Below are 19,424 nucleotides of genomic sequence, written 5' to 3' on the forward strand. Positions count from 1 at the left end.
AAAAAATAAGGAATCCCTGTGAGGAAAACCGAGGGGCCGGCGGGGCGGGCACCTGCCCGCGGCTCCGTCACAATGCCGGGTTGTGACCGGGCTTCGGGTACGGAGCCGTCCCCGACCTCCCGAAGGACCAGAGTTGAGCGAGCAGAAGGTTCACCCGTGGCAGGACCCGGGCACCGCCGCCGAGAGCCCTGAAGCGCCGGTCGTGGAGGCCGAGCACGCCTGGATCTCCGGCTACGAGCCGGGCAACCCCTGGCAGGCGAAGCTCTGCCTGCACACCCCGCACGGCACGGTCGCGTACCCCCTCACCCCGCACACCATGCCCGACCTGCTGGAGGGCCTGGTGGTGGTCGCCCAGGAGCAGCAGGGGGTGACGGGGGGCGTCCTGGACGAATCCGAAGACGACGAGTCCGGGGAAGACGCGGAGCCTGACGAGCCGACAGGGGCCAGGAACATCCACAACGGCCGCGCGGCGCGTCTGACCGGCTGGGCCGTGGTCCACGAACTGTGGGAGCGGGAGGACCCGAAGATCCGCCTCATCATGGGCGCCGTCGCCGTCGCCGTTTTCGTGTTGGGGATCTTGCTGTCCTGACGAGATACGGTCAAACCCACCACGGACTAAGGAGCCCGACATGCTGACGGAGACGACCGGCCGGACGCCGCAGGACCTCACGGCCGAGCTGACGGACCTGGCGGCCGTCGACGACTGGCCGTCGGTGTGGGCGGGCCCGCCACAGGGCGGGACCCGGGAGTTCGACGAGTGGTGCCGGCGCTACGGCTGGGAGCCGCAGACCACCGAGCGCAGCCTCTGGCTCCGCACGCGCAGCGGCGGGGACTGGACGTCGTACGCGGTGTGGGGCAGCGACTGGAGCCCCCTCGCGAGCCTCAGCCACCAGGGGTGGAACGTCGCAGCGGGCTCCGGGAAGGAGAACCCTGACGTGCACGCGGCCGCGGCGGAGGCGTGGCCCGCCCACCTCAAGGCCGCCGAGAGCGCCTTGGGCGCCCCGACCTGGTCCGGGCAGTGGGACTCCCCGGACTTCCCGGAGCCTCCCCACCCCACGTACTGGCGGGACCGCGAGGAACGGGAGCTGAGCCGCAACCCGTTCCGGCTCGCGTACTGGGCGCCGAACGCGGGTGTCCCCGGGCAGCCGTACATCGTCCTGACCCAGTCGGTCTCGTTCCAGAGCTGGACCACCGACCACCCCGGTGGCTCGGCCATCACCCTGAGCGCGTACGCGCCGGTCGAGTTCCTCGCGGGTGATCAGTGAGCCAAGTCGCACCGCTCACCCCGGAAGAGATCGAGCTCGCGCAGAGGCTTGAGGCCAGGCACAAGGCCGGAGAGCCGCGCTCGCACGCGGACGCGCGCAAGATCGTCGCCCGGATGTTCGCGGACCGGAAGGCGGACCACGACCGACAGGCGGAGCTCGACCGGCAGGCAGGCCGTGAGCCGGCGGGTGAGAACGAGCTCCCCGACCTGATGTCCTACGTCCTGAGGGTCGCCGAGAAGGGGGAGGTCACCAACCCGGCCCGGGGTACTGACCGTGCGCTCTGGTCCTGGCAGTCTCAGCCGAAGGGCATGGACCGGGAGATAAAGCACCGGTTCCTGGCCCAGGCGTGCGGCGAAACACGTGGGTACCAGGTTCTGGAGGAATCCCCGGCAGCGGGCCAGGTGGACGGGTACTACCTGGGGAGCCGCTTCATGGCCGATGTGCTCACGGAGGACTACGGCGTGCCCGCCGCCGACTTGCAGAAGACCATCGCGCAGTTCTGGCCCCGCGTCTCGGAGCGTTATGCCGAGGCGGCCAAGGGCCAGGTACTGGTCTTCGCGGCCGAGATAGGTGAACGCTCCGTCCTCGGTGCGGCCGAGCTGAAGCAGATCCTCGGACCGGAGGGGGTCGGCAGGGAGAACGTCGACTTCCTGGTGGACTTCCCCCACCCGCCGCATCTGCCGGCCGAGATGCGAGACCTGCTGGCGGACCCGGCCGTTCGATGCCAGATACGGCGGGAGGACTACGCGATGGGAGACGACAGGACGCCCGCCGATTTCGCCGCCAAGCTCGACGCCATCGACGTTCCCGAACACCTGAAGGAAGCGCACGCAGCGGCGGTCGCGACGCTGAGCGGGGCCAAGAGCTACGACGAGTTCGAGGTGCCGCCGGCCGAGCTCACCGAGCCCGGGCTCACCGAGCCCGGGCTGACCGAGCCCGGGCTGACCGAGCCCGGGCTGACCGAGCCCGGGCTGACCGAGCCCGGGCTGACCGAGCCCGGGCTGACCGAGCCCGGGCTGACCGAGCCCGAGCCGGCCCGAACCGGAATGACCGAGCCGACGCCCCGACAGCCCGGTGCCGAACAGCCCGAGGTGCAGGAGCCCGCGCCCGCCCAGCCCGAGCCGAAGGTGCCCGGGGCCGAGCAGCCGGCGCCCGAGGCGCCGGCGCCCCCGCAGCCCGAGCCCAGGGTGGTCGTGCACGGCCAGTCCTTCGTCCTGGGTGCGGACCTTCCCAGGACCCTCACGAGGCCGACCCGCTCCGGCCCCGCCGTCACCGGAATGCACGGCTGGGGCCCGCCTGCGGCCGAGGCCGCCCCCAAGTCCCCAGGGATCGAACAGTGAACCGCTCCGAAGAGGCCCCCGCCCCCGGCGAGGAGGTCGAGCTCTTCTTCTCCGACGTCTTCGCCTTCGTCACGGAGTTCCTCGCCCCGACCGTACGCCGCCGGCTCAACGGTTCCTCCGCCACCTGGTGCCCCCGCTGGTGGGAGCATCCAGAGGCCGGCGCGCGCCTCTCCGCGCTCTGGCTCGCCTGGGAACAGCTGCGCCTGGAGCCCACGCTCGGCCTGTCGACCTGGTGGCTGCACCACGCCGATCCGCACCTGCGCGTGCTGATGGACACGGACCTCGGCCCGTTCGCGGCCTGTTCGCCCAAGGTCGGCGGACACACCGCGTACCCCTTCGACCCCCTGCCGCTGGAGGAGTACGACCCCGAAGCACAGCCCTTGTGAGGGAACGGTGAGGTAGCGCGAGGCGGTTCCTCACCGTTTCCCCACATCGGCCAACCACAGGCCACCCAGGCCGTTTTCCTCATCCCTCCCCCCGCGCTTTCCTCGTCTTTCCCCACGAGGAAAGCGCAGGTACGTCCGGCCATCCCGCCACCTACGGTGGCTCGGCGACCTGACTGAGGGAGGGCCGGGACGGTGGACTCACCTGTCGAGAACAAGCGAAGTGCGGTACTGGCGCTGGCACTACTGGGTGTCCTGCTGGTCGGCAGCCTCGTCGTGCTCACCGTCTTCGACGGCGAGGACGACTCCGAGGCCGACGCCAAGCCCAAGGCGTCGGCCACACGGGGCACGGGCACCGGAACGGGCACGGGCACCGGAACGGGCACGGGCACCGGAACGGGCCCGGGCACCGGAACGGGCCCGGGCGGTGGTTCCGCCGGCGGGGCCGCCGCGCCGCAGTCCGGACCGGCCCCCGGGGTGCCCCCCATCGTCCAGCCCGCCGACCTGAACGAGGCCCACCGCGCGATGGCCGACTACATGTCGGGCCTGAACACCTTCAAGTACACCGACGCCAACGCCGCCTGGGCGCCCCGTCTGCTGGCCCTCACCGACGGCGGCGAGACGATGAAGAAGCGGACCGCGCTGCCGACCGACAAGGCCTGGGCCGCATGCCAGCAGAGCAAGTGCTCTTCCGCCGGGCAGGCCTTCGTACGCCGTGACGCGCTGATCGCCGACGGACTGACGAGCGGCAGCGGTCAGACGATCTCGAGCGTGGTGGAACTGACCGCGACCCGCTCGAGCGACGGCCGCAAGACCGAGACCGAGACCAACACCTGGCTGGTGAGCGCGCGCAAGAGCGGCGGCAAGTGGCAGGTGAACGGCTTCGACATATACGGCCTGGGCAACGTGGGTGCGCCCGAGGCCAAGGAGGGGTGAAGCGCCCGTGGTGGCTCCTGCCGTACTGGCGGCCGCGTCGAAGGCCGCCAAGGTGGCGAAGGCCGCCAAGAGCGCGGCCCAAGTCGCCTCGGGACAAGGCGGCAAGGGCGGCGGCGGAAAGAAGAAGAACAACAACCTCAAGTGGGCGCTGATCATCGCCGGCGTCGGTGCGATGCCGACCCTCGGCGTACTCCTCGTCGCCATACTCCTGATCATGGCCCTCATAGGCGGCATCGGCGGCGGCGCCGCCCAGGCCGCTTGCGGCGGCTACGGCGAGAACGCGGGCGCCGGCAACACCAGTGACAAGGCGGCCACGAACCCGATCATGCCCGCGGGCAAGATGTACATGCCGAGCGACACCGCCCGCGACGAGATACCGCCGAAGATGATCCTCGCCTCGATGCGCGCGGCCGCCCGCTACGACGGCCTCGACTGGACGATCATCGCAGGGCAGATGTACCAGGAGACGAGGTACGGCCAGGACAAGTCGGCGGCCCCCGGCGGCGACAACGGCTACGGCTTCAAGGGCCTGCTGCAGTTCGGGGACTGGGCCTGGGGCCAATTCGGCGAGGACGGCAACGGCGACGGCCAGAAGGACCGCTACGGCGTCGACGACCTGGCCTTCGCCGCGGCCAACTACATGCACGCTCTGAAGGCCGAGAGCAACCCCTGGAAGGCGCTGCTCGGCTACTCCGGCTCGCTGGAGACCAACACCGTCTACCCCCGGGTGGTCCTCACCCAGGCAGCCCGCTACCGCGGCACCCTCACCGACGACAAGGACCTGATCAACCGCTGGTACGCGCACCTGAAGACCACCGTTGAGAAGAATCCTTCCTTCCCGGTCCTGGGCCAGACCTCGGACATCCCCGAGCCCGTCGGCAACAACGCCCAGCCGAACGAGGCGCTGAGCATCCGCTCCAAGGGCCCCCGCAGCTGGTCCACCCCTCCCCTCGAGGGCGGCGGACAGGGCGGCACCACGACGGCCATGGCGCCGATGGGCTTCTCCCGTCCGCTCGCGGCCCCGCTCCGCCCGGACGACCCGCCCGCGACGACCAGCGGCAAGGACTGGCAGTGGCCCATGAAGGAGGGCACGTACAAGCTCGGCACCAAGTACCACCAGGAAGGACCGCACTGGAGCCTCGGCTACCACACCGGGGTCGACCTGGAAGCGCCCACCGGCACCCCGATCTACGCCCCGGCCGACGGCAAGGTCGTCAAGGTCAGCAGCGGCGGCGCGTACGGCAACCAGACGCGCCTCGAGCACGCCAACGGCGTCATCACCCTGTACGCCCACCAGAGCAGCGTCTCCGTGAAGTTGGGCGACACCGTCAAGCGCGGCGACCAGATCGGCAAGGTCGGCGAAACGGGCAACGTGACCGGCGCGCACCTCCACTGGGAGGTGCTGATGCCGGGCGTCGACGACCCCTTCCGCAGCGGCCAGGACAACGGCCCGGGCGAGATCGACCCGGCGGCATGGCTGGAAGGCAAGATCACGGCCAGCCCCGACTACGGCGGCGTTCCCGGAGGCAACGGAACCGGCAAGGACGCCGAATACCGCGACTGCGCCGAGGGGGGCAAGGGCACGGCCGTCCCGCCGGACGGCGCCGGCTCGACCGGACCCCTGCCCGACGTCGACGACACCGTCGTCCGCGCGGCGCTCGGCTGGGCACAGCGCGGCATCGGCAAGCCCTACGAGTGGGGCGCCCCCCGCCTCCAGGGCGACCACCCGACGTCCTTCGACTGCTCCAGCTTCACGCAGTGGATGTACTACCAAGCCAGCGGCGGCAAGATCAACCTGGGCTACACCACCTACGACCAGCAGCCCAACCTCGAGAAGTACAAGGTCGAACTGAGCCAGGCCAAGCCGGGCGACGTGATCTTCTTCCGGCCCAGCGCCCCGGGAAGCCGCACCTCGGAGCACGTCGGCGTCGTCTGGGACCCTGCCAAGCACACGATCCTGCACGCCCCGAGGGTGGGCAAGAACGTCGAGTTCAGCCCCTGGGAGTGGCAGGGGGAGATCACGGGCGTCTACCGGGTGCCCACGGCCGGAAGCTTCCCCTAGACCAGCGGCGCGCACGGCGCCCCGGACCACCGACAGAACGAGTTGCCGACGTCCACCCCGGGCCCGGCGGAAGGAACGCCCTGACCATGGCCCAAGAACCACAGAAGAAGCCGCGCGCCGAGGACGACTGGACGATCGAGATCGTCCTCCTCGTCGTCGGCGTCCTGGCCCTCCTGTCCGCCGCCTGGCTCGCGGCCCGCCTCGGCGCGGCGTTCACCGACCAGCCGGAGCCCCCGGGCAACCCCTTCTCCTTCGCCATCGCCCTGGCCAAGGGCGACTACTCCTGGCCCGGCGGCGCCGCCAGCGCGATCGCCGCCGCCGAGGCGCTGCTGCTCGCCGGCCTGATCACCGCCGGCTACCGCATACGCCGGTGGCTGCGCGACAAGCCGGACGTGGACCGCGCGGCCAAGCACATGGTCGACGGGACGGACCTCGGCAAGCTCACCATGAAGGGAGCGGCCGCGACCGCGGCGCGCCTCGGGGTGAAGGCCGAGGTGCCCGGCGTGTTCATCGGCCGCTCGGTGAAGGGCCGTCAGCCCCTGTTCGGCTCCTTCGAGGACATGCACGTCGACATCTGGGGCCCCCGTACCGGCAAGACGACCCGGCGTGCCATCCCGGCGATCCTGGCCGCCCCGGGGGCGGTGCTCGTCACCTCCAACAAGCGGGACATCGTCGACGGCACGCGGGGACCGCGCCAGGCCCGCGGGCAGGTGTGGGTCTTCGACCCGCAGCAGGTGGCCCAGGAGCCGCCGACCTGGTGGTGGAACCCCCTCTCGTACGTCACCGACGTGGCCAAGGCCCGTAAGCTGGCCGACCACTTCGCTTCGGGCTCGCGCGACGCCGACGCCTCCACCGACGCGTACTTCGACCCGGCGGGCCAGGACCTCCTCGCCAACCTGCTGCTCGCGGCGGCGACGGCCAAGTCCCCCGTCACCCAGATCTACACCTGGCTGTCCAACCCGAAGGACGACACCCCGGAGCGCATCCTGCGCGGCGCCGGGCACGTCATGCCCGCCGACTCCCTGAACGGGGTCATCACGGCTCCCGACAAGCAGCGCAGCGGCATCTACGGCGTCGCCCAGCAGATGGCGTCCTGCCTGATCAACCCCGAGGTCAACCGTTGGGTGACGCCACTCGGTCCGACCGACGACCGCCCGGAGTTCGACCCCCACGAGTTCGTCCGTTCCGCCTCGACCCTCTACTCGCTCTCCCGCGAGGGCAGCGACTCGGCGGGCCCGCTGGTGACGGCCCTGACCGTGGCCGTCGTCGAGGCGGCCGAGGAGTTCGCCACCACCCAGCGGGGCGGCCGGCTGTCGCTCCCGATGGTCGGCGTCCTGGACGAGGCGGCGAACGTCTGCCGCTGGCGCGCCCTGCCCGACCTCTACTCGCACTACGGATCGCGCGGCATCGTCCTGATGACGATCCTCCAGTCCTGGGCGCAGGGCGTCGAGGTGTGGGGCGACCGGGGCATGGAGAAGCTCTGGTCCGCCGCGAACATCAGGGTCTACGGCGGCGGTGTCTCCGACACCCGTTTCCTCGGCGACCTCTCGGAGCTGGCGGGCGAGTACGAGCTCCGCGAGTACTCCGCGACCCAGGAGTCGGAGTACGGCGGCTGGTCCGGCAACCGGACGGTGAACGAGTCGGTCCGCCGCGAGCGCGTCCTCCAGGTATCCGACTTGGGCTCGATGCCCCCCGGCCGCGCCCTCGTCCTGGCCTCGGGCACGAAGCCGGTCCTGGTGGAGACGATCCCCTGGTGGGAAGGCCCGCACGCCCGCGAGGTCAAGGCCTCCCTGTCCAAGTACGACCCCGGCGCCGCCTGAGCACCCGCCGGAGACCTTGAACCCGGCCGGGCGCCGCAGCCCGGCCGCACGCGACGACCACGGCTTCGACACGTGCTCGGAGGCGTTCCGGCGGCGGCCCTGAGGGAGCACGCGATGCCCTCAGGGCCGCCGCCGCGGCTCCGTTTCCGGGCCGCACCGCATCCCAGACCTTGGGAGCCACCCCACCAAGATCTTCTCCCCGATCCCTCCCGAACGATCACCGAAAACGCAGGAAGGGCCTGATCCGCGATGCGGATCAGGCCCTTGACCTGGTCTTACGAAGTCGGGGTGGCGGGATTTGAACCCACGACCTCTTCGTCCCGAACGAAGCGCGCTGCCAAGCTGCGCTACACCCCGATCGTCGCCCTGAAGTGTTGCTGTCCTGGCGACATCGATTACTTTAGCGGACCCTCGCGCTGAGACGAAATCCGGTTTTCACGAGGGGCCGGCGCCGGTGGTTCAGGCCTTCGGGGCCAGGGTCAGGAGGGTGGCCTCCGGGGGGCAGGCGAAGCGGACCGGGGTGAAGCGGTTGGTGCCGCAGCCGGCCGAGACGTGGAGGTACGAGCGCCGGCCCTGGGTCTCGTACGTGGACAGGCCCTTCACCCGCTTCGTGTCGAGGTCGCAGTTGGTGACCAGCGCCCCGTAGAAGGGGATGCACAGCTGTCCGCCGTGGGTGTGCCCGGCGAGGATCAGCGGGTAGCGGTCGGCCGTGAAGGATTCCAGTACCCGCAGGTACGGGGCGTGCACCACGGCCAGCGAGAAGTCCGCGTCGGCCTCGGGGCCGCCCGCCACGCGCTCGTAGCGGTCCCGCTTGATGTGCGGGTCGTCCAGGCCGGTGAAGGCCAGCTCCGCCCCGTTCACCTTCAGCCGGGCCCGGGTGTTCGTGAGGTTCAGCCAGCCGGCCGCGTCGAAGGCGTCCCGGATGTCCTCCCACGGGTTGTGGACGGCGCCGACGACCGGCTTGTTGCCGTTCAGCCCGTGCCGGCCCTGCACCTTCTCGATCAGGTAGCGCCCGGGGTTGCGCAGGCGCGGCCCGTAGTAGTCGTTGGAGCCGAAGACGTACACCCCGGGGAAGTCCATCAGGGGGCCCAGAGCGTCGAGCAGCTCGGGCACCCCCTCCGTGTCGGAGAGGTTGTCGCCGGTGTTCACGACGAAGTCGGGCCGCAGGCCCGCCAGGGACTGCAGCCAGGCGCGCTTCTTGCGCTGGCCGCCGACCATGTGGATGTCCGAGACCTGCAGTACGCGCAGCGGGCGCATCCCGGCGGGCAGTACCGGAACGGTGATCCGGCGCAGTCGGAAGGAGCGGGCTTCGAAACCAGCGGCATAGGCCACACCGGCGGCCCCCACCGCCGCGATCGAGGCGGTCACCTTCAGGGGGACTCCGTAACGCGCGTGCATGGCCCCATCGTCGCAGACCGGGAAAACCGATGGGCGCCACAGGCCCCTCACCTGGCAGACTCAGGGGCATGACCACGCTCAAGGCCAAGCTCCAGGAAGACCTCACCACCGCCATCAAGGCGCGCGACGAACTCGCTTCGTCCACCCTGCGCCTGACCCTCGCCGCCATCACCAAGGAGGAGGTCGCGGGCAAGGAGGCGCGCGTGCTCTCCGACGACGAAGTCCTCAAGGTGATCGCCAAGGAGGCGAAGAAGCGCCGCGAGGCCGCGGAGGCCTTCGCGCAGGGCGGCCGTGACGAGCAGGCCGCGCGGGAGACCGCGGAGGGCGAGTTCCTGGACGCCTACCTGCCCAAGCAGCTCGGTGACGACGAGCTGGCCGCGATCGTGGCGCAGGCCGTCGAGGAGGCCAAGGCGGCGGGTGCCGAGGGGCCGCGGGCCATGGGCGCCGTCATGAAGATCGTGAACCCGAAGGTTGCGGGCCTGGCGGAGGGCGGCCGGGTCGCCGCGGCCGTCAAGAAGCAGCTTTCGTAAGGACCAGCACGTAGGTAGGGAGATACGTGGAGAAAGGGGAGGGCCCCGGCCGGTGATCCGGCCGGGGCCCTCCCTTCTTCTTCCGTCCCCGCTCCGTTACGGGGTCGCGCCGCCACCGGCGCCGCCCGCCGGGCCCGGGACCACCGGGACCTCGGGCTTCGGGACCACCGGGACCTCCGGGACCGTGCCGCCCGCGCCCGCGCCGCCGGCCGCGGCGCCTCCGGCGGCCGCACCGCCGCCGGGCTTGTTGTCGCCGCCGGGCTTGCCGGGCTTGTTCGGCTTGCGCGGGGTGGTGGGCGGCGGGGTGGTGGTGCCCCGGCCGCCGGTGCCGCCGCCGGTGCTGTTCCCGTTACCGGTTCCGGCGCCCGCACCGCCGCCCCCGACCGAGGGCTCCGGGACGCTGGCCCCGACGAAGTTCGGGGCCTCGCGGCCGGCGAGCGCGCCCGTGACCGCGTCCTTCCAGATCGGGCCGGGCAGGCCGCCGCCGAAGACCTTCGGGTAGTACTGCCCGCCGATGGTGATGTCCTCCATCGAGATCTTCTTCGAACCGCCGGAGCCGACCCAGACCGCGCCGGACATGTTCGGGGTGTAGCCCACGAACCAGGCGTTGTAGCGGTTGTCGGTGGTACCGGTCTTGCCCGCGTTGTCGCGGTCGGTGAGGCCGGCCCGCTCACCCGTACCGGAGTCGACGACCCCGCGGAGCAGCTGGTTGATGGTGTCGGCGGTGTCCTGCGCCATCGCCCGGTCGCACTTGGTCTTCGGCACCGCGAGCGCCTTGCCGTGCGAGTCGGTGATCGACTCCAGGGCGACCGGGGTGCAGTAGACGCCCCGGTTGGCGAAGGCGGCGTACGCGTTGGCCATCGTCAGCGGGGACATCTCGGCGGAGCCGAGCGCGATGGACGGCTCCTCGGGCAGCTTGACGCCGCTGGCCGGGACCACGCCGAGCTTCTGCGTCATCTCGGTCACCGGGCAGATGCCGATGTCCGAGATCATCTGCACGAAGTAGGTGTTGATGGACTTCTCCATCGCCGTCCGCAGCGCGTACGGGCCGACCTCGTCCCGCGTCTCGTTCTGCGCGGTCTGCAGCTTGCCGTTGCCGAGCGGCAGGTTCTGCCAGGCCGGGCCCGAGCAGCGCGACACCGGGCTCGGGTACTCCATCTTGTTCGGGGCCGAGTAGACCTTCGTCGGCTCCATGCCCTGCTCTATGGCGGCGGCCGCGATGAACGGCTTGAACGTGGAGCCCACCTGGAAGCCGAAGTTGGAGCCGCCCATCCGCTTGTCCACGGAGTAGTTGATCTGCGTCTCGTTCTTCCCGAAGCCGTACGGCTTCGACTGGCCCATCGCCAGGACCTTCCCGGTGCCCGGCTGGACCATGGTCACGGCCGTGGCGATCGAGTCGTCCTCGTTGACGTGGTCCTTGATCGAGGCGTTGGCGGCCTCCTGCGACTGCGGGTCCAGCGTGGTGCGGATGGTCAGGCCGCCCTGGTTCCAGACCTTGGCCCGCTCCTCGCGGGTCTTGCCGAAGACCGTGTCGTTGAGGAAGGTGGCGCGCACGTAGTCGCAGAAGAAGCCCGCGCCCTTGACGGCGGTGATGCAGCCGTTCTTGGGCCGGGTCACCTTCAGCGTGACCGGCTTCGCCTTCGCCTCGTCCGCCTCGGCCTGCGAGATGTCCTTGACGTCGGCCATGCGCTGGAGGACGACGTTGCGGCGCTTCATCGCCTCCTGGCTGTCGTTCACCGGGTCGTACCGGCTCGGCGACTGCACGAGGCCGGCGAGCAGCGCCGACTCCTCCAGCGTCAGGTCCTTCGCGGGCTTGCTGAAGTAGCGCTGGGAGGCGGACTCGATGCCGTACGCCCCCTGCCCGAAGTAGGTGATGTTGAGGTAGTTCTCGAGGATCTTCTTCTTCCCGAGCTCCTCCTCGACCTGGATCGAGTACTTCAGCTCGCGGATCTTGCGGCCGAGGCTCTTCTCCTGTGCCTCGCGCACCTTCGTCTCGTCGTCGCCTGCCTCCTCGACGAAGACGTTCTTCACGTACTGCTGCGTGAGCGTGGAGGCGCCCTGTGCCGCGCCGCCCTCCTGCGCGTTGCGGTTCACCGCGCGGAGGATGCCCTTGAGGTCGACCGCGCCGTGCTCGTAGAAACGCGAGTCCTCGATGGCGACGATCGCCTTCTGCATGTACGGCGACATGGCCGTGAGCGGCACTACCTGCCGGTCCCGTGAGTAGACGGTGGCGATCAAGCCACCCTCCGCATCCAGGATCGTGGTGCGCTGGCTCAGCGGAGGCGTTTTCAGATTGGCCGGGATCTCGTCGAAACCCTCGACCGTGCCCTTGGCCGCGAGGCCCAGAGCGCCGGCGCCCGGGATCGCGATGCCGGCAAGTACGACTCCGGAGAGAACCGACACCCCGAGGAACTTGGCGGCCTGCTGCGGCCCCGTCAGCCCTGCGCCCGAGCGCTTCTTTCCCATAGAGGGCAGCCTACGTTCTCATTCGCCGGACACGCGCGAATGCCTTGGCCTAAGCTGTCCCCAACTGTCACAGCAGTGCGGTGCGACATCAACCCCCCGGCTTGATTTTCACCCTTCCCGAATGGGGTGGACTCATGTCCGAATCCCGCCCTTCGCTCTGACGGCCGCTCACCGGCGCTTCCCCGATTTCACCCGAATCGCCGGAATGGCCGGGCATGTCGCCGGATCACTCCGTCGGGTGATCTGCCGCTTACCCATAGTCCGTTCGGACCATTCAAGATTGGGCCCGACGGGGGTGTTGCGCCGTCCCCGCCTTCCGTAACGTCCTCAACTGGCAGCGGTGAATATGCCGCTACCGCCGTGGGGGAGCCTCGATTCGGGAGAGGACGGCACCGGGATGGGCTGGGTTACCGACTGGAGTGCGCAGGCAGCCTGCCGCACTACCGATCCGGATGAACTGTTCGTTCAAGGAGCGGCACAGAACAGGGCCAAGGCGGTGTGCACCGGGTGTCCGGTGCGGACCGAGTGCCTGGCCGACGCACTCGACAACCGTGTCGAGTTCGGAGTGTGGGGCGGCATGACCGAGCGGGAACGACGCGCCTTGTTGCGCCGGCGTCCCACCGTCACCTCGTGGCGACGGCTGCTCGAGACCGCCCGCACGGAGTACGAGCGCAGTACGGGCATCCTCACCGTGGATGTCGACGCGGAGATCGACGTGTCGTACGAGACCTACGCGGCAGCCGGGTAACCACCCGGGCGCCGCGCCGGCACCCTACGTACGTACGCCTACGCTCCTCCGGCCGGAACCCCGGCCGAGAGTCGCTCTCCGATGGCCCGCAGCCCGGCGAGGTCGTGCACATCGCCGGGCAGGGCGGCCACTTCGGCCACCGCCACCTCCGGGTGGAGAGACGTGAAGCGATCACGTGTGCGCTGCTCACGCGCGATCACCTGCATCCGCTCGGCGTGCAGGCGCAGCAGTCCTGCGGTGATCCGGTCCACGTCGTCCGCGTCGTACGCGGCGTTCACATCGTGCGAGTCCTTCACGTCGTGCGAGTCGTTCACGTCGTTCATGTCGCTCGTGTCATGGACGTCGCCCACACCGGGGGAGCCGTCGTCGGCGGCGTCACGAAGTCCAGCTTTCCCGGACTCCTGATCGACAATGCCGCCTTCTTCAAGATTCTCTGCGGCGGCCAGCGCCCGCTCCGCCGACAGCTGTCCCGCGTCACTTCCGTGCACCCGGTTCAGCACCAGGCCGGCCAGCGGCATCTTCTCCGCGGCCAGCCGCTCCACGAAGTACGCCGCCTCGCGCAGCGCGTCCGGCTCGGGAGCCGCGACCACGAGGAACGCCGTACCGGGAGCCTGGAGCAGCCGGAACGTCGCGTCCGCGCGCGTCCGGAACCCTCCGAACATCGTGTCCATCGCCGCCACGAACGTCTGTACGTCCTTCAGCAGCGAGGCACCCATCAGCTTGCTCAGCGTGCCGGTCATCATCGACATGCCGACGTTGAGGAACTTCATCCCGGCCCGGCCGCCGACCTTCGCCGGAGCCATCAGCACCCGGATGAACTTGCCGTCCAGGAACGACCCCAGCCGCTTCGGCGCGTCCAGGAAGTCCAGCGCGGACCGGCTCGGCGGGGTGTCCACCACGATCAGGTCCCAGTCGTCCCTGGCCCGCAGCTGCCCCAGCTTCTCCATCGCCATGTACTCCTGCGTGCCCGCGAAGCCGGCCGACAGGGACTGGTAGAAGGGGTTCGCCAGGATCGCCCGCGCCCGCTCGGCGTCCGCGTGCGACTCGACGATCTCGTCGAACGTCCGCTTCATGTCCAGCATCATGGCGTGCAGTTCGCCGTCACCGGCCGCGCCGCGCTCTATGCCGGGCACCCGGCGCGGGGTGTTGTCCAGCGAGTCGATCCCCATCGACTGCGCCAGCCTGCGCGCCGGGTCGATGGTCAGCACGACCACCTTCCGCCCGCGCTCGGCCGCCCGTACGCCCAGCGCGGCCGCGGTCGTCGTCTTGCCGACCCCGCCCGAACCGCAGCACACGATGATCCGGGTCCCCGGATCGTCCAGCAGCGCGTCGACCGCCAGCCGCTGCGGCGTGTCCAGCCCCATGCCCTCCCCGCTCCCGCTCATTCGGTGCCCACCTGCTTGCGCAGCTCCGCCGCCAGCTCGTACAGCCCGGCCAGCTCCATCCCCGAGCCGAGCAGGGGGAGTTCGTACGTCGGCACGTCGAGCCCCGCCAGCACCGCGCGCTGCTCCCGCTCCAGCTCGACCCGGCTCGCGTGCTCGGCCGCCTGCGTCAGGAGCGGCTCCACCAGCCGCTCGGCCAGCCCGCCCCGCCGCGCCCCGCCCAGCCCGGCGCGGGACAGGGCCTTGGCGATCTCGGTGCGGCGGCCCTCCGCGGCCGCGCGCAGGGTGTCCTCGTCGAGGTGGTGCGGGCGCACCATGTTGACGATCACCCGGCCGACGGGAAGCCCCGCCTCCACCAGCTCGTCGATCCCGTCCGCGGTCTCCTGGACGGGCATCTCCTCCAGCAGGGTCACCAGGTGCACTGCGGTGTCCGGGGACTTGAGCACCTTCATGACCGCCTGCGCCTGGTTGTGGATCGGCCCGAACCGGGCCAGTCCCGCCACCTCGTCGTTGACGTTCAGGAAGCGGGTGATCCGCCCGGTCGGCGGCGCGTCCATGATCACGTGGTCGTAGACGAACCGCCCCGCCTTGTCCTTGCGCCGCACCGCCTCGCACGCCTTGCCGGTCAGCAGGACGTCCCGCAGACCCGGCGCGATCGTCGTCGCGAAGTCGATCGCGCCGAGTTTCTTCAGGGCGCGGCCGGCCGAGCCGAGCTTGTAGAACATCTGGAGGTAGTCCAGAAGTGCCCGTTCCGCGTCGATGGCGAGCGCGTACACCTCACCCCCGCCCGTGCCGGGCGCCACGGCGATCTTCCGCTCCTCGTAGGGGAGCGCTTCCGTGCCGAAAAGCTGTGCGATGCCCTGCCTGCCCTCGACCTCCACGAGAAGAGTCCGCCTGCCCTCGCGCGCGAGGGCCAGCGCGAGTGCCGCGGCGACCGTGGTCTTGCCGGTGCCGCCCTTGCCGCTGACCACCTGGAGCCTGCTCACAGCGTCCGAGCCTAACCACTCCCGCTCAGGCATTACGCTCGCCCCCATGACCAAGAAGTTCGAATACGCGACGGTCCCCCTGCTGGTTCACGCCACCAAGCAGATCCTGGACACCTGGGGCGAGGACGGCTGGGAGCTCGTCCAGGTCGTGCCCGGCCCGAACAACCCCGAGCAGCTCGTGGCGTACCTCAAGCGGGAGAAGGCATGAGCGGCGTCGTCGAGGCCCGGATCGCCGAGCTCGGCCTGACCCTGCCCGAGGTCGTCCCGCCGCTGGCCACGTACCAGCCGGCGGTCCGGTCGGGAGCGTACGTGTACACCGCGGGCCAGCTGCCGATGGTGCAGGGCAAGCTGCCCGTCACCGGCAAGGTCGGCGCCGAGGTCTCCGCGGAGCAGGCGAAGGAGCTCGCGGCTACGTGCGCGCTGAACGCGCTGGCCGCCGTCAAGTCCGTGGTCGGTGACCTGGACAAGATCGCGCGTGTGGTGAAGGTCGTCGGCTTCGTCGCCTCGGCCCCCGACTTCACGGCGCAGCCGGGCGTGCTGAACGGTGCGAGCGAGCTGCTGGGCGAGGTGCTCGGCGACAAGGGCGTGCACGCGCGCTCCGCGGTCGGCGTGGCGGTGCTCCCGCTGGACGCGCCGGTCGAGATCGAGGTCCAGGTCGAGCTGCTTCCTTCCTGACGCGCCGCTGCCTTTTTGACGCGCCGCTCGCGCGGCTTGGCGCCGGGGCGCCTCCCCGGCTTCGCGCCGCTGCGCCGGACTCCGTCCGGCGGGTGCGGGGCGGAGCCACGGGCTCGGCTGGGGCCGGTGGGTTGCCCGCGGGTGCGTGGCCGCTGCGCGGGGCCGGTCCCCCACCCGCCCTTCACCCGTTCCCCGGGCTCTGCCCGGACCCGCGCCTCAAACTCCCCCAGCTACCGCTGGGAGGTGCCCCCAGGCGGGGCTGGATACTCCAGCCCGCGCGGCGTTTGAGCGCAGCGGGGTCAGGGGCGGAGCCCCTGGGAACGGTGGAAGGGCGGGTAGGGGACCGGCCCCGCGCAGCGGCCCACCCACCCGGACCCGGCCCAGCGGCCACGGCCGAACCGCGCCGGTGTCGCGTGGCGGAGGTGGCCCTCGAACATCGGGCCGGATCCCCGTAGCATCCGGCCATGCCGAATGGTCAGCACGGTCAGCCCTCGCCCAGCCCGCAGCCCACCGGAGGGCAGTGGTACCCGCCGGAGTGGCCCGACCGCATCCGCGCGCTCGCGGACGGGTCCCTCACCCCGGTGGAGCCCAGACGCGCCGCCACCGTGATGCTGCTGCGCGACACCCCCGCCGGCCCCGCCGTGCACATGCTGCGCCGCCGCTCCTCCATGGCCTTCGCCGGCGGTGCGTACGCCTATCCCGGCGGCGGCGTCGACCCCCGTGACGAGGACCACCGCATCGGCTGGGCCGGACCCGGCCTGGACCTCTGGGCGGAGCGGCTCGGTACGGACGCCGCCACCGCGCAGGCGATCGTCTGCGGGGCGGTGCGCGAGACCTTCGAGGAGGCCGGGGTGCTGCTCGCGGGGGAGACCCCCGACACGGTCGTCGGGGACACCACCGGCGACGACTGGGAGGCCGACCGCGAGGCCCTCGTGGCGCGCGAGCTGTCCTTCGCCGAGTTCCTCGACCGGCGCAAGCTGCTGCTGCGCTCCGACCTGCTCGGGGCGTGGGCCCGCTGGATCACCCCGGAGTTCGAGCCGCGCCGCTACGACACGTGGTTCTTCGTGGCAGCCCTCCCGGAGGGCCAGCGGACCCGCAACGCCTCCACCGAGGCCGACCGGACCGTCTGGATCCGCCCCGCGGACGCCGCCGACGGGTACGACAGGGGCGAGCTGCTGATGATGCCGCCGACCATCTCCACCCTGCGCTCGCTGGAGCCGTACGGGAGCGCCGCCGACGCGCTGGCCGCGGCGGGCGGGCAGGACCTGGCCCCCGTGCTGGCGCGGGCCGAGCTGGAGGACGGCGTACTCGTGCTCAGCTGGCCGGGGCACGACGAGTTCACGAAGCGAGTGCGTCCGGGAGGCCCCGCATGACCGATGCCGCAGCCCTTCCCGGCCAGCCCCGGGGGACGGTGTCCTCCGGGCCGGCGACCGCCCGCGCGGTCAACGTCCTGGCCCCGAACGCCTCCGCGATGACCCTGGACGGCACCAACACCTGGCTGGTGTCCGAGCCGGACTCCGAGCTGGCCGTCGTCATCGACCCCGGCCCCCTGGACGAGGGGCACCTGCGGGCGGTCATCGGCGCCGCCGAGCAGGCCGGCAAGCGGGTCGCGCTGACGCTCCTCACCCACGGCCACCCCGACCACGCCGAGGGCGCCGGCCGCTTCGCCGAGCTCACCGGTACGAAGGTCCGCGCCCTCGACCCCGCGCAGCGCCTCGGGGACGAGGGCCTGGCCGCCGGGAACGTCATCCGCACCGGCGGCCTGGAGCTGCGCGTGGTGGCCACCCCCGGGCACACCGCCGACTCGCTCTGCTTCCACCTGCCGGCCGACCGGGCCGTGCTGACCGGCGACACGATCCTCGGCCGCGGCACCACCGTCGTCGCGCACCCCGACGGCCGGCTCGGCGACTACCTGGACTCCCTGCGCCGGCTGCGCTCCCTGACCGTCGACGACGGGGTCCACACGGTGCTCCCGGGCCACGGGCCGGTACTGGACGACGCGCAGGGGGCCGTCGAGTTCTACCTCGCGCACCGCGCCCACCGGCTCGCCCAGGTGGAGACGGCCGTGGAGGACGGGCTCAGCACGGCGGAGGCCGTCGTCGCCCGGGTCTACGCGGACGTGGACCGTTCGCTGTGGCCGGCCGCGACGTGGTCGGTGCAGGCGCAGCTGGAGTACCTTCGTGATCACGGACTGATTCCGGGGGGACCTGAATGAACACGTTGTTCCTGGCGCTCGCACTGCTCGCGACCGCGGGGTGGATCACCTCGACCCTGAACCTGAAGGTCCGGGCCCTGGAGGACAAGGCGGACCGGCTGGAGCGCCGGCTGGGCCTGGTCCTGGACCACTTCGGCATCGAGGAGCCCGAGCCGGCGGGGATGGACGAGGTGCGCGCCCTGGTGCGCGACGGCCGCACCATCTCGGCGATCAAGGCGTACCGGGGGATCACGGGCGCGGGCCTGGCGGAGGCCAAGCGGGCCGTGGAGGCCCTGGAGGCCGTGGAAGCGCCCGCCCCCGCCGAGCGCTAGTCGCGCGGCGTCTTCGTGCCGTGCAGGGCCGTGTACTCGTCCGCGAGCCACGGCCCGAGGTCGTCGAGGTAGGCCCGTGCCACGGCCGGGTCGTCGACCGGCTCCAGCGCCACGACGGCCGCGCGCCGCAGCTGCGCGGCCCGCTCGGGGTAGTACCCGCCGAAGACCTCCGCGGACTCGGCGAGGTCGCTGGTCCACCCGCCCCACCGGGGCATGACCAGGGTGAAGGCGGTCCGCACCAGGTGGCGTGAGAAGAAGCGGTTCATCCTGCGGAACTCGCCGGGCTCGGAGGCGGCCTCGAACCGGGCCCGCCAGCGCGGGAGCAGGGCGGCCAGGTCCCCGTTGGCCTCCCGGGCGAGCAGGCTGTCGGGCCGGTACCGGGGCAGGTGCTCGGCCAGGTCGTCGCCGAGCAGCGGGGTGGACAGGCAGGCGAGGAACCAGCCCAGGTCGTAACGTTCCTGCTCGCTCAGCAGCCGCTCCTTGCCGTACAGCAGGATGCCGACGCCGTCGATCTGCGGGAAGTCCTGGTCGAGCCCCCGTCCGAGCACCTCGGCCGTGTCGCGGTCCTCGTCGCCGGGTTCGCGGTGCAGGGCGATCAGCAGGTCGAGGTCGCTGTGCCCCGGCCGGGCCGTCCCGCGCGGTACGGAGCCGTAGAGATAGGCGCTGTGCAGCCGGCGTCCGTACGCCTCCGCGACCCGGGTCCGGGTGGCCGCGACCAGGGCCGCGAACTCGGGCTGGACCCGGCCGAGGGATCCCTCCCGCTCCAGGTATCCGTACGCGTCCAGTCCTCTGTGCTCCATGGCCCCACTCTGCACGTCCAGGGCCCTGACCGGCGGGTATTTAACCGTCGGCGCCGATCGGCGCCGGGCCGTCCATCGCAGGTGCCGCCGGAACGCGCGGAGGGGCC

19 protein-coding genes and 1 tRNA gene are annotated in these 19,424 nt (G+C 71.3%); 14 read left to right on the top strand and 6 right to left on the bottom strand.

Annotated features, from left to right (window positions below):
* The first annotated feature begins 133 nt into the window (after nucleotides 1–133).
* From OG553_RS18290 to OG553_RS18320, 7 genes are all read left to right on the top strand, one after another.
* Nucleotides 134–589 carry a hypothetical protein gene (locus OG553_RS18290; RefSeq protein WP_405980009.1) on the top strand — a complete coding sequence of 152 codons (456 nt, stop codon included), beginning with the start codon at nucleotides 134–136 and terminating at the stop codon, nucleotides 587–589.
* A 40-nt stretch (nucleotides 590–629) separates the two neighbouring features.
* Nucleotides 630–1,265 (top strand): hypothetical protein, encoded by a 636-nt coding sequence (locus OG553_RS18295; RefSeq protein WP_405980010.1) that lies wholly within the window; start codon nucleotides 630–632, stop codon nucleotides 1,263–1,265.
* Nucleotides 1,262–2,605: a hypothetical protein gene (locus tag OG553_RS18300; protein ID WP_405980011.1), complete on the top strand. Its 1,344-nt coding sequence runs from the start codon at nucleotides 1,262–1,264 to the stop codon at nucleotides 2,603–2,605. Before OG553_RS18295 ends, OG553_RS18300 begins: the two co-directional genes overlap by 4 nt.
* Nucleotides 2,602–2,991, top strand: a complete 390-nt coding sequence (locus tag OG553_RS18305) for a DUF4913 domain-containing protein (protein ID WP_405980012.1) — start codon at nucleotides 2,602–2,604, stop codon at nucleotides 2,989–2,991. Before OG553_RS18300 ends, OG553_RS18305 begins: the two co-directional genes overlap by 4 nt.
* Nucleotides 2,992–3,183: 192 nt before the next feature.
* Nucleotides 3,184–3,924, top strand: coding sequence for a hypothetical protein (locus OG553_RS18310; protein ID WP_405980013.1), 741 nt, complete (start codon nucleotides 3,184–3,186; stop codon nucleotides 3,922–3,924).
* Nucleotides 3,925–3,931: 7 nt separating this feature from the next.
* Nucleotides 3,932–5,986 (top strand): peptidoglycan DD-metalloendopeptidase family protein, encoded by a 2,055-nt coding sequence (locus tag OG553_RS18315; protein ID WP_405980014.1) that lies wholly within the window; start codon nucleotides 3,932–3,934, stop codon nucleotides 5,984–5,986.
* A gap of 86 nt (nucleotides 5,987–6,072) precedes the next feature.
* Nucleotides 6,073–7,806: a type IV secretory system conjugative DNA transfer family protein gene (locus OG553_RS18320; RefSeq protein ID WP_405980015.1), complete on the top strand. Its 1,734-nt coding sequence runs from the start codon at nucleotides 6,073–6,075 to the stop codon at nucleotides 7,804–7,806.
* A gap of 283 nt (nucleotides 7,807–8,089) precedes the next feature.
* Here OG553_RS18320 and OG553_RS18325 read toward each other — a convergent pair.
* A tRNA-Pro gene (locus tag OG553_RS18325) sits at nucleotides 8,090–8,163 on the bottom strand.
* A 102-nt stretch (nucleotides 8,164–8,265) separates the two neighbouring features.
* The gene (locus OG553_RS18330; RefSeq protein ID WP_405980016.1) at nucleotides 8,266–9,204 is read right to left on the bottom strand and encodes a metallophosphoesterase; all 939 of its coding nucleotides are present in this window, start codon (nucleotides 9,202–9,204) and stop codon (nucleotides 8,266–8,268) included.
* A gap of 68 nt (nucleotides 9,205–9,272) precedes the next feature.
* Here OG553_RS18330 and OG553_RS18335 point away from each other — a divergent pair, with 68 nt between their 5' ends.
* A complete protein-coding gene (locus tag OG553_RS18335; protein WP_405980017.1) occupies nucleotides 9,273–9,734 on the top strand; it encodes a GatB/YqeY domain-containing protein in 462 nt (153 codons plus the stop codon).
* Between the two features lie 96 nt (nucleotides 9,735–9,830).
* Here the strand turns inward: OG553_RS18335 and OG553_RS18340 are convergent, their stop codons facing one another.
* Entirely contained in the window at nucleotides 9,831–12,200 is a 2,370-nt protein-coding gene (locus tag OG553_RS18340; protein WP_405980018.1) for a transglycosylase domain-containing protein, read from the bottom strand.
* A gap of 397 nt (nucleotides 12,201–12,597) precedes the next feature.
* Here OG553_RS18340 and OG553_RS18345 point away from each other — a divergent pair, with 397 nt between their 5' ends.
* Nucleotides 12,598–12,948 carry a WhiB family transcriptional regulator gene (locus OG553_RS18345; protein WP_030228569.1) on the top strand — a complete coding sequence of 117 codons (351 nt, stop codon included), beginning with the start codon at nucleotides 12,598–12,600 and terminating at the stop codon, nucleotides 12,946–12,948.
* Between the two features lie 38 nt (nucleotides 12,949–12,986).
* On the opposite strand, the gene OG553_RS18350 is transcribed toward OG553_RS18345, so the two are convergent.
* Complete coding sequence (locus OG553_RS18350) at nucleotides 12,987–14,312, bottom strand: ArsA family ATPase (RefSeq protein ID WP_405983068.1); 1,326 nt, start codon at nucleotides 14,310–14,312, stop codon at nucleotides 12,987–12,989.
* A 17-nt stretch (nucleotides 14,313–14,329) separates the two neighbouring features.
* On the bottom strand, nucleotides 14,330–15,316 hold the full coding sequence (locus OG553_RS18355; RefSeq protein ID WP_405980019.1) for an ArsA family ATPase: 987 nt from the start codon (nucleotides 15,314–15,316) through the stop codon (nucleotides 14,330–14,332).
* 46 nt (nucleotides 15,317–15,362) lie between these two features.
* Between OG553_RS18355 and OG553_RS18360 the strand changes: the two genes are divergently transcribed.
* From OG553_RS18360 to OG553_RS18380, 5 genes are all read left to right on the top strand, one after another.
* Nucleotides 15,363–15,524 (top strand): DUF4177 domain-containing protein, encoded by a 162-nt coding sequence (locus OG553_RS18360; protein WP_007264966.1) that lies wholly within the window; start codon nucleotides 15,363–15,365, stop codon nucleotides 15,522–15,524.
* The gene (locus OG553_RS18365) at nucleotides 15,521–15,991 is read left to right on the top strand and encodes a RidA family protein (RefSeq protein ID WP_405980020.1); all 471 of its coding nucleotides are present in this window, start codon (nucleotides 15,521–15,523) and stop codon (nucleotides 15,989–15,991) included. Before OG553_RS18360 ends, OG553_RS18365 begins: the two co-directional genes overlap by 4 nt.
* Before the next feature lie 464 nt (nucleotides 15,992–16,455).
* A complete protein-coding gene (locus OG553_RS18370) occupies nucleotides 16,456–17,364 on the top strand; it encodes an NUDIX hydrolase (protein WP_405980021.1) in 909 nt (302 codons plus the stop codon).
* Nucleotides 17,361–18,206, top strand: coding sequence for an MBL fold metallo-hydrolase (locus tag OG553_RS18375; protein WP_405980022.1), 846 nt, complete (start codon nucleotides 17,361–17,363; stop codon nucleotides 18,204–18,206). The genes OG553_RS18370 and OG553_RS18375 overlap by 4 nt, the downstream gene beginning before the upstream one ends.
* Complete coding sequence (locus OG553_RS18380; RefSeq protein ID WP_405980023.1) at nucleotides 18,203–18,517, top strand: hypothetical protein; 315 nt, start codon at nucleotides 18,203–18,205, stop codon at nucleotides 18,515–18,517. Before OG553_RS18375 ends, OG553_RS18380 begins: the two co-directional genes overlap by 4 nt.
* Here OG553_RS18380 and OG553_RS18385 read toward each other — a convergent pair.
* Nucleotides 18,514–19,317: a nucleotidyltransferase domain-containing protein gene (locus OG553_RS18385; RefSeq protein WP_405980024.1), complete on the bottom strand. Its 804-nt coding sequence runs from the start codon at nucleotides 19,315–19,317 to the stop codon at nucleotides 18,514–18,516. The two genes, OG553_RS18380 and OG553_RS18385, sit on opposite strands and share 4 nt — an antisense overlap.
* Between the last annotated feature and the right edge of the window lie 107 nt (nucleotides 19,318–19,424).

This window comes from Streptomyces sp. NBC_00158 (assembly GCF_045160885.1).
In the GTDB taxonomy this organism is placed as follows: domain Bacteria; phylum Actinomycetota; class Actinomycetes; order Streptomycetales; family Streptomycetaceae; genus Streptomyces.

Coding starts and splice junctions, on each gene's coding strand:
- OG553_RS18295 (WP_405980010.1), top strand. CDS start 630: ATGCTGACGGAGACGACCGGCCGGACGCCGCAGGACCTCACGGCCGAG.
- OG553_RS18320 (WP_405980015.1), top strand. CDS start 6,073: ATGGCCCAAGAACCACAGAAGAAGCCGCGCGCCGAGGACGACTGGACG.
- OG553_RS18330 (WP_405980016.1), bottom strand. CDS start 9,204: ATGCACGCGCGTTACGGAGTCCCCCTGAAGGTGACCGCCTCGATCGCG.
- OG553_RS18335 (WP_405980017.1), top strand. CDS start 9,273: ATGACCACGCTCAAGGCCAAGCTCCAGGAAGACCTCACCACCGCCATC.
- OG553_RS18340 (WP_405980018.1), bottom strand. CDS start 12,200: ATGGGAAAGAAGCGCTCGGGCGCAGGGCTGACGGGGCCGCAGCAGGCC.
- OG553_RS18345 (WP_030228569.1), top strand. CDS start 12,598: ATGGGCTGGGTTACCGACTGGAGTGCGCAGGCAGCCTGCCGCACTACC.
- OG553_RS18350 (WP_405983068.1), bottom strand. CDS start 14,312: ATGGGGCTGGACACGCCGCAGCGGCTGGCGGTCGACGCGCTGCTGGAC.
- OG553_RS18360 (WP_007264966.1), top strand. CDS start 15,363: ATGACCAAGAAGTTCGAATACGCGACGGTCCCCCTGCTGGTTCACGCC.
- OG553_RS18365 (WP_405980020.1), top strand. CDS start 15,521: ATGAGCGGCGTCGTCGAGGCCCGGATCGCCGAGCTCGGCCTGACCCTG.
- OG553_RS18370 (WP_405980021.1), top strand. CDS start 16,456: ATGCCGAATGGTCAGCACGGTCAGCCCTCGCCCAGCCCGCAGCCCACC.
- OG553_RS18375 (WP_405980022.1), top strand. CDS start 17,361: ATGACCGATGCCGCAGCCCTTCCCGGCCAGCCCCGGGGGACGGTGTCC.
- OG553_RS18380 (WP_405980023.1), top strand. CDS start 18,203: ATGAACACGTTGTTCCTGGCGCTCGCACTGCTCGCGACCGCGGGGTGG.
- OG553_RS18385 (WP_405980024.1), bottom strand. CDS start 19,317: ATGGAGCACAGAGGACTGGACGCGTACGGATACCTGGAGCGGGAGGGA.